We start from the raw sequence: 7,602 nt of genomic DNA, 5'->3' as shown, positions 1-7,602 counted from the left end.
CCCATAAGCCCCCATGGGTGACAGATATTAGCAATATTGTTAAATGACGAAGGCAGCTTCATGCCTACAACAATACGGCCTAGTTAGTTCATGTTACCCAGGCCAAGAAGGCGCATCCGGTAGTGACAATGGCCTTTGATCAAGGCCCGCCCTGACACTTTTTTACGACACATCTTGCTCAAAAATGTCCAACAGCCTCGCGCTAAAAGCGCTTTATTGGCCACTTCAGAGCAGATCATGATTAGAGTTTGCTTCCGACGTCGTCACGAAAATAATCCTCTGATGCAACTAGGCCAAATGTGCTGTTCGGCTCGTTAGCCTCTATCCCAACCTCCTCACTGAATAAATTTTGTATACGTCGCTCCTGTTTTAGGTACGCAACTGTGCCAAAAAAGCAACTCTCACAGAGATGTAGTTCGTAGCGCTCGCCATCGTGCTTAGCCCCGTATCCCCAATGAGCTTGGAGCGTCGCAAATTCAAGCCCAACATTCGCTACCCGAGTGGAGCATAGGCATACATCGCACATCACATCGGTGACGAAATCGATTTCCACCTTTTCAATAATTTTCATTTTGATTCTCCTACATTATTCAATCATCTATCTCCCAGGCCCAATAATCTGAAGAATTGAATGATCCGGTTACACCATTGGCTGCCACTAGATCATGATGGAACCCCAATGAGGGTGGTAGTCGCTATTTCGTACAGCACCCGGTTAGGCCTAACAGGATTCACTAAGCCTTTCATCGCCGCCTATTACGCTGAACGCTTCCGCTATCAGAATACGCTCAGAAACGGCTTGCGAATGAATGAAAATAATGACACTTTCCCTTGAAACACTAAGAAATAGTAGGGAATGGTAACGTATGGCAATTTACCAATATGAGCTCAGCAATGCTTCATTTCGTAAGCAACAACGGGTTTTTTCATCACCAAGCATCGGTCGACCGACTGCTTTCTTGAGCCATAGTCACAAAGATAACCAGCAAGCATTAGGCCTTCAGCAAATGCTCATTGAACAAGGGTGGGATATCTACATCGATTGGCAAGACCAAAAGATGCCGGAACGCCCTGATGCAGAAACCGCAAGGCGAATCAAGAATGCCATTGTGCATGCCAATTGGTTCCTTTTCCTGGCTACTGAGAACTCCATGTCATCACGATGGTGCCCTTGGGAGATTGGTTACGCTGATGGAAAGAAGAATCTCAATAACATCGTCATCGTTCCTACCGTCGACTCATCAGGTCGTCATCATGGCAATGAATATTTACAGCTTTATTCCCGTATCGACACCACACCAAACGGAGCATTAGCCCTATACGACCTTCAAGGGCACAGTCGTTGGCTGAGAAATATCTGATTATGCCTTACAAAAACCTGACGGGAAGCTCAGAATGAAACGTGATCAGTTACGGCTCGTTGACACCCTTTCAAAAGAGCTAGAAGAAGGAAATCTGGCTATTTTTGCGGGTGCAGGCTTTTCAAGAGCAGCAGGTTATGTCGACTGGAAGTCATTGCTCAAGCCAATAGCTGATGAGCTTGATTTAGACGTCGATAAAGAATGGGATCTAGTTACGTTGGCGCAATACCACACAAACGTCAATGCGACCAACCGAGCAAAACTCAATCAGCTACTGGTGACTGAGTTCTCAATGACGGCGGAGCCCACTGAAAACCACGCGATTCTGGCAAGGCTGCCTATTCCGACCTACTGGACAACCAATTATGATCGTTTGATCGAAACGGCGCTTGAAAAAAACGAAAAGATAGCTGACATCAAACATACCAATAAGCAATTGGCAACGACACGGCCGAAACGTGATGCAATTGTTTATAAGATGCATGGTGACATCGAGCATGCCGCTGACGCGGTGTTGACTCGCGATGACTATGAGCGTTACCACGTCAATATGCAGCCGTTCATTACAGCTTTAAGCGGTGACTTGGTTTCTAAAACCTTCCTCTTTCTCGGCTTCAGCTTCACCGACCCTAATCTAGAATATATTCTTAGCCGCGTCAGGATTCAGTTTACTCGAGATCAACGACAGCACTACTGCATCCTGAGAAGAGCTAGCAAGGGAGAGAATGAAGACCTTGCTGACTTCGAGTATCGCCAACGTAAGGAAGAGCTTTTCACAGGAGAGCTGCTCCGTGTAGGGATCAAAGCCGTTTATGTTGATGAGTTTTCTGAAATTACTGACATTCTGCGTGCCATCGAGCATCGCCACAAAAGAAATACAATCTTTATCTCTGGTGCTGCTCATGACTATAACCCGTGGTGCAAGGCTGAATCAGAGCAATTCGTTTATCATCTGAGCAGGGCCATTTGCAAAGAACAGTACCGAGTGATCTCAGGGTTTGGCCTCGGTATAGGTAGCGCAATCATCACTGGCGTGCTTGAACAAACTGTTATGAATGGTGGCCGTCTCGACAACGACCAGTTAATTCTTAGGCCCTTTCCACAAAGCAAGACTGGGGAAAGGCCTCTGAAGGAACTGTGGACAGAATATCGACGCAATATGCTCGCTCATGCAGGCGTTGCTATTTTTATGTTTGGCAATAAGCTGGAAAATGGCGAGTTAATCCTTTCTGACGGAATGCGTGAAGAATTCGATATCGCTGTAGCGAAAGGCGTTTTTGTAATTCCTGTAGGTATTACAGGCTCGATGTCGAAATTACTGTGGAATGAGGTTATGAAGTCTTATCAAGAATCTCAGCACGAGAATGGTAAAAAGATTACACCCTTGTTGGGTGAACTAGGCGATAAATCTACATCACTTGAACGCGCTCAAGAAGTCATCCTCCTCCTCTTACGGCTCATCTAAGGCGTCCCCATGGCTAGAAAGGTTTTCTTTAGTTTCCAGTACGACGACGTTCTGAGAGCGATGAATGTCCGTAACAGTAACGTGATCAATGCCAACCCTAAAGTTGGATTCATCGACAAAGCAGAGTTCGAGAAGTTAGAGCGCACAGGTGATAGCACGGTAAAAGCATGGATAGATGCCCAGCTTATCGGTACGACTGTGACAGTCGTACTTATAGGTGCCAATACTGATAAAAGTAAATGGGTAAAATACGAAATAGAGAAAAGTATCAAACGGGGCAACGGATTGTTGACTATAGATATTAGTAAAATCCCAGATTTCAATAAACAAACAAGTGACTTCTGCGGCATGAAGATCCAAGGATACAAGCACTACCGCTGGAATACAGATAATGGTCGTGAAAACCTTGGAGTATGGGTTGAAGAAGCCGCCAAGGCTGCTGGAAAACCTTGAGCGATATTTAAGCGACCACACCTTTGAGCTAATTAACGAAGATGAATTCTGATGCCCCGCCTGAAATCATACAGGCTACCAGGGGACCTATTCACCAAGCGATCCTGCGTTTGAACCCTTGTTTTAGCGGAAAAATGTCACGTGCTAACTGCTCGAATTATCCTGAATCGGATCAGGTGTCTTTGCCATCCATCAGAATAAGCTGAAGTACCACTGGCTTAGTTGCTGCCAATTGGGTTAGTGGCACACATATCGCCAATCGTTTTTAGTTTCATTGCATAACGGATTGTTGTAAGCCATTGCTTACAAACGCTGTGGTCAATCGCTTACATAAAAATGGCTTGATAAAGGCTAGGGTGAAAGTGTGACGCCCAGGATCGCCGCTTTAGCACGTCGAATGCGTCACAACAGGGATGTGATTATTGGTAGTGAAAAGAGGTAGGAGTGCCAGGGATGGCAGCTCTTTTCTAGGTTTTGGCCACTGCTAGCTCTTCCCAGCGTGTGGTGTAGCGTGGTGTACGGTGCTCGCAACGCAATTCCCAAGCATTCTGTTTGCGAGGCATGCCAATCCGGACGGTATTTTTTCCGTGTTCGCGATTGAGCTTATCGAGCGTGGCCATCAATTTTTCATTACGAGCACGTTTCTCGTCACTGATCGGTTCGGCGAGCAGCCCTAGTTGTTCATTGTCGTGATCGCACAAATCAATGAGCATAATCCCGCATTTTTGGTACCAGATGTCTTTTTTAAAAATTCTTTCTAGCCCTGCCATGGCAGCTTTGATGAGCTCGCGGCTATCATCGGTGGGGTGAGGTAGCGGTATTACTAACCGTTTACTGTAGCTCGGCAGATCTTGCCGAAAGCGATTGGTGTGAACAAACACCATCAATGCCTGCGCCAAGCCGTTTTGTCGTCGTAGCTTTTCACCAGCACGTGATGCGTGCACGCGTAGGGCTTCGTGCAGATCGGTTTTGTTCGTCGTGAGCCGGCCGAAGGAGCGGGACACCATGATCTGTTTTTTTGGTTGGCTCATGTCGTCGAGTGATATGCAGTTTTCGCCCCTCAACTCATAAACCAGACGTTCCATGACCACACTGAAATGGCGCCGCAAATGCTTAGAGCTGGCGGTGCGCAGCTGCCAAGCATTCTCTATGCCTAGAGTATGAAGCCGCGCTGCACTGCGACCTGCTACCCCCCATATCTCATTAACGGGTAGCTGCTCCAGGAATTCCCGGGTGTCGCTGCTGTTAGGGTCCATCATGGCCACGCCATTGAAAACACTTTCTTTTTTAGCGCGGTGATTGGCAATTTTTGCAAGCGTTTTGCTAGTGCTTAAGCCAACGCTAACCGGAATACCTGTATCTCGCTTAACTTGCTGTCGCATTAATTGGCATCGTTCTTCTAATGTGTCTGGTTCAAAGCCCTCAAACGATAGAAATGACTCATCAATGCTATATACATCCACGTGAGGCGTATGCTGTGAGAGAACATCAGTAACGCGGCTGCTCATATCACCGTAAAGCGCATAATTTGAGCTGAGCAATGTGCATTGTCGACGAATATGCGGATCAATCTGATGGGCAGGCATTCCCATTGCCACACCTAAGTTTTTGATTTCTTGCGAACGCGCGACCACGCAGCCGTCGTTATTCGACAAAACGCCGACAGCTTGGCCTTCCAACCTGGGAGCAAAGACTCGTTCGCAGGAGACATAGAAATTATTGCAGTCGACCAAGGCAATCATACGGTGAAACCGGGTGCTAGCGGTTGGATGCTATGGGTGGCCACACCCCAATTGTGACAATCATGCCCAGTGAGAGGGATGGGCTTAAACTCTGGGTTAGAGGCCACCAAATACGGCCGACTGCCCATGATGCTTAGCTTTTTACACGTCAGCTCGCCGTCCACGCTCATGATCACGATATGGCCTGGCTGAGGATTGATAGACCGGTCGACAATTAACAACGCATTATCTTTAATGCCATCGCCTTCCATGGAGGTGCCTTTGGCTCGCAGAAAGAACGTTGCACTAGGGTGCTTAATCAAATGGGCAATAAGATCTAATTCGACCTCGACATAATCGTCTGCGGGACTCGGGAAACCAGCGCGGACTTCGCCACCCGCTAAAGGCAGCCTTAGCGGTCGAGCCATGGTGTCGACGCGTCCAAGAATGGTGAAATGCATACTCATGCCATGCTCCCCATCGCTCGCCATGTGCCTGGTAGATGCACCTCAATGTTTTCAAGCGGTGCGAGTAGCGCGTCTTGTTCAGTCCCCCAAACCGCCAACAACTGCGTACCTTCCTCTCTCAAATCATCCCGTTGAAGAGGAAATCCTCCAACGATAACTGGAAGAGTACGGGGACTACTGAATGGCCGTTGCATAGACCGTGGGTAAGTTTTCTTGCTCATAAGCGCCTCCCTATATAGCTGTTAATATATGGCTATGTTGTCATCTTCTGTTGATGTGCTTTAAATATACTGTATAAAATACTGTATGTGTAGCCTTCGTGTGGAGAGCGCCATGAAGCAAGCAGACTTCAAAATCCTTGAGAGGACACTTTCCAGCCTTCCTGTTGAGCGCAAGAAATACATAGCGGAACGACTTCTTGGGCAAATCAGCTCACAGGCAGACACTCTGATTGATACCTTAAGCCATCACTTTCCATGCCCACATTGTGGCGGCGAGCACGCTGTTAAGTGGGGACGCAGCGGTGGCCTACAGCGGTATCGATGCCGGAATCCCGAGTGTCACAAAACATTCAACGCCCTTACAGGCAAGCCCTTAGCCAAGCTGCAACATCGAGATAAATGGTTCGACTACCTGCGCTGCATGCGAGACAGCTTGACGTTGCGCGCCTCAGCGGCCCGAGTGGGTATTGATTTGAAGACGGCTTTCCGATGGCGTCATCGTTTCCTGAAAACGAGTGCTCAAGACAATGCCAACCCACTATCCGGCATCATTGAGGTAGACGAAACCTTCTTCCTGGAGTCCTGCAAAGGAAAGCGTCAGATTACTCACCGCAAACCTCGCAAGCGTGGGGGACAAGGCAATGTTAAGAAAAAAGAACAAAAAATTCAGGTGCTTATTGCGCGAGACCGTAATGGAAAGGTCAGTGATTTGGTTGATCCGGCGCTCCAAAAATCGACTGTTCATGAGTTTCTGGCGCCGATCATCGATCGCGACTCGATTTTATGCTCTGACGGACACAGCTGGTATAAAACCTTCTCTCGCGACTACGGCATTGCCCATCATCGACTCATCGTATTCGATAATCAGCGAGTGATCGGCAAGGAATACCACATTCAGAACGTGAACAGCTATATGAGCCGCTTGAAGGGGTGGATGGGGCGCTTTCATGGGGTGGGGACAGCGTACTTACCTAATTACTTGGCATGGCGACGGTTATTTGAAACCACAAGGCCAGCCGAGGAAGCGTGGCTTCGTGCGGCGATAGGCGCTGACCAACAGCAGATGCCAACATAGCCTAATATATACAGTATTAAGGGCTGACAATAAGCGATCAGCCTAGTGAATCGCAAGCACTCTTCTTCATTCGTTGGTCTTATCGTGTTGGCAAGCCCACCTTATTTTGACGGTGGTTAGATGAGGGCACCGCGATTTTGGTGCGTAGGCTGACTTGGGTGGCCAATTCTCGTCTATCCTGCAGCTATGTGCGGACGATTTGCTTTATTCACCCCGATACCTGAGCTGACCAAAAAGGTCGGTGCGGTTATGTCTGAGCGCGACATTCGACCGCGCTACAATGTGGCGCCGGGTACCTGGATCGCGAGCATACGGCAGGCGTCTGAGGACTCTGCTCCCACGCTTGAAGAGGTGTGGTGGGGATTTCGCCCATCGTGGGCCAAAGGGAAAGGCACGCAACCCATAAATGCGCGAGTTGAAACCGTTGCGACTAATAACTTTTTCAAATCGGCATTTGCTAAACACCGGTGCCTCGTACTCGCTGACGGATGGTACGAATGGATCAAGAACACGCCCCCTAAGCAGCCTCATTATCTGTGCCGAAGGGATCGAGAGCCCCTATACTTCGCCGCTATCTACGCAGAACGGGATGATGGAGGTCTAGGATGTGCCATTCTCACCGAGCCAGCTCGAGGCAGTGCTGCCGATGTGCATGACAGGATGCCGTTAATTTTGGACGACGACAGTCTTGAACACTGGCTTGCTACTGACCTGACGGATAAAGAGACAATCCGCAGCATGGTGCGGCATATCGATGCGGGACTAGTTGAACATTGGCCGGTTAGCACGGCTGTTAACAAACCTTCCGAGGGACAAGGTGATGAGCTGATCAATCCTCT

9 protein-coding genes are annotated in these 7,602 nt (G+C 48.4%); 5 read left to right on the top strand and 4 right to left on the bottom strand.

Annotated elements, in window-relative coordinates; translation table 11 throughout:
- Nucleotides 1-241 precede the first annotated feature (241 nt).
- Entirely contained in the window at nt 242-571 is a 330-nt protein-coding gene (locus tag ACT3RP_RS17835) for a hypothetical protein (protein WP_427046904.1), read from the bottom strand.
- A 295-nt stretch (nt 572-866) separates the two neighbouring features.
- Between ACT3RP_RS17835 and ACT3RP_RS17830 the strand changes: the two genes are divergently transcribed.
- From ACT3RP_RS17830 to ACT3RP_RS17820, 3 genes are read left to right on the top strand one after another with little or no spacing between them, the layout of a single operon-like run.
- Nucleotides 867-1,361, top strand: coding sequence for a toll/interleukin-1 receptor domain-containing protein (locus ACT3RP_RS17830; protein ID WP_096277120.1), 495 nt, complete (start codon nt 867-869; stop codon nt 1,359-1,361).
- A gap of 34 nt (nt 1,362-1,395) precedes the next feature.
- Nucleotides 1,396-2,826, top strand: coding sequence for an SIR2 family protein (locus ACT3RP_RS17825; protein ID WP_192526915.1), 1,431 nt, complete (start codon nt 1,396-1,398; stop codon nt 2,824-2,826).
- A gap of 9 nt (nt 2,827-2,835) precedes the next feature.
- The gene (locus tag ACT3RP_RS17820) at nt 2,836-3,279 is read left to right on the top strand and encodes a TIR domain-containing protein (RefSeq protein WP_096277114.1); all 444 of its coding nucleotides are present in this window, start codon (nt 2,836-2,838) and stop codon (nt 3,277-3,279) included.
- Nucleotides 3,280-3,746: 467 nt separating this feature from the next.
- Here the strand turns inward: ACT3RP_RS17820 and ACT3RP_RS17815 are convergent, their stop codons facing one another.
- From ACT3RP_RS17815 to ACT3RP_RS17805, 3 genes are read right to left on the bottom strand one after another with little or no spacing between them, the layout of a single operon-like run.
- Nucleotides 3,747-5,021, bottom strand: a complete 1,275-nt coding sequence (locus ACT3RP_RS17815; protein WP_096277112.1) for a Y-family DNA polymerase — start codon at nt 5,019-5,021, stop codon at nt 3,747-3,749.
- Complete coding sequence (locus ACT3RP_RS17810; RefSeq protein ID WP_225734540.1) at nt 5,018-5,467, bottom strand: LexA family protein; 450 nt, start codon at nt 5,465-5,467, stop codon at nt 5,018-5,020. The genes ACT3RP_RS17815 and ACT3RP_RS17810 overlap by 4 nt, the downstream gene beginning before the upstream one ends.
- Nucleotides 5,464-5,688 carry a hypothetical protein gene (locus tag ACT3RP_RS17805; protein ID WP_192536299.1) on the bottom strand — a complete coding sequence of 75 codons (225 nt, stop codon included), beginning with the start codon at nt 5,686-5,688 and terminating at the stop codon, nt 5,464-5,466. The genes ACT3RP_RS17810 and ACT3RP_RS17805 overlap by 4 nt, the downstream gene beginning before the upstream one ends.
- 112 nt (nt 5,689-5,800) lie before the next feature.
- Here ACT3RP_RS17805 and ACT3RP_RS17800 point away from each other — a divergent pair, with 112 nt between their 5' ends.
- Complete coding sequence (locus tag ACT3RP_RS17800; protein ID WP_427028022.1) at nt 5,801-6,763, top strand: IS1595 family transposase; 963 nt, start codon at nt 5,801-5,803, stop codon at nt 6,761-6,763.
- Between the two features lie 186 nt (nt 6,764-6,949).
- Nucleotides 6,950-7,602 (top strand): SOS response-associated peptidase (locus ACT3RP_RS17795; protein WP_096277108.1); only part of this gene is annotated, 653 nt, incomplete at its 3' end.

Source organism: Halomonas sp. AOP5-B2-8, assembly GCF_052376475.1.
Taxonomy (GTDB): domain Bacteria; phylum Pseudomonadota; class Gammaproteobacteria; order Pseudomonadales; family Halomonadaceae; genus Vreelandella; species Vreelandella casei.
Note: the sequence above shows the minus strand (reverse complement) of the source record. Positions and strands in the feature narration are given on the sequence as shown.

Excerpts from the sequence above, each read along its gene's own strand:
- ACT3RP_RS17815 (WP_096277112.1), bottom strand. The coding sequence starts at position 5,021 with ATGATTGCCTTGGTCGACTGCAATAATTTCTATGTCTCCTGCGAACGA.
- ACT3RP_RS17800 (WP_427028022.1), top strand. The coding sequence starts at position 5,801 with ATGAAGCAAGCAGACTTCAAAATCCTTGAGAGGACACTTTCCAGCCTT.
- ACT3RP_RS17820 (WP_096277114.1), top strand. The coding sequence starts at position 2,836 with ATGGCTAGAAAGGTTTTCTTTAGTTTCCAGTACGACGACGTTCTGAGA.
- ACT3RP_RS17830 (WP_096277120.1), top strand. The coding sequence starts at position 867 with ATGGCAATTTACCAATATGAGCTCAGCAATGCTTCATTTCGTAAGCAA.
- ACT3RP_RS17805 (WP_192536299.1), bottom strand. The coding sequence starts at position 5,688 with ATGAGCAAGAAAACTTACCCACGGTCTATGCAACGGCCATTCAGTAGT.
- ACT3RP_RS17810 (WP_225734540.1), bottom strand. The coding sequence starts at position 5,467 with ATGAGTATGCATTTCACCATTCTTGGACGCGTCGACACCATGGCTCGA.
- ACT3RP_RS17825 (WP_192526915.1), top strand. The coding sequence starts at position 1,396 with ATGAAACGTGATCAGTTACGGCTCGTTGACACCCTTTCAAAAGAGCTA.
- ACT3RP_RS17835 (WP_427046904.1), bottom strand. The coding sequence starts at position 571 with ATGAAAATTATTGAAAAGGTGGAAATCGATTTCGTCACCGATGTGATG.